Origin of the sequence: Streptomyces sp. BV286, from assembly GCF_019090165.1 — a bacterium.
Taxonomy (GTDB): domain Bacteria; phylum Actinomycetota; class Actinomycetes; order Streptomycetales; family Streptomycetaceae; genus Streptomyces.
The window spans coordinates 1-426 of sequence record NZ_JAHRIB010000120.1 but is presented as its reverse complement, the minus strand read 5'-3'; the positions used below and the strand labels follow the sequence as shown (position 1 = coordinate 426).

Genomic DNA, 426 nt, shown 5'->3' with positions numbered 1-426 from the left:
TTCCGCGTTCGGACCGACCGACTCGAAAGGCTCACGTATGTCCCGAGCACACCGCCGAACCCGTACCGCGATCACCGCACCCCTGGCAGCCGCGGTGCTGCTCGCCGGAGGATTCGGCGCCATGGCCCTCACCGGGGCCACGGCGCACGCGGCCAGCGGGTCCGCGGACGCGCAGGACGACTTCAACGGCGACGGATACGCCGACCTGGTCGTGTCGGCACCGGACGCCACGATCTCCAGCAAGGCCAAGGCGGGCTACGTGGCCGTCACGTACGGCTCCGCCAATGGGATCTCCACCGCCAACAAGAAGCTCATCAGCCGCTCCACCAGCGGCGTTCCCGGCTCCGCCACCGCGAACCAGCGCTTCGGGACCAACTTCACCAAGGGCGACCTGGACGGCGACGGCTTCAGCGACCTGGTGATCTC

Annotated in this window: 1 protein-coding gene; it reads left to right on the top strand. The window is 69.2% G+C overall.

What is annotated here, in order from left to right; translation table 11 throughout:
• Window positions 1-37: 37 nt before the first annotated feature.
• On the top strand, window positions 38-426 hold a 389-nt coding region (locus KUF83_RS16495; protein WP_217455448.1), incomplete at its 3' end, for an FG-GAP repeat protein.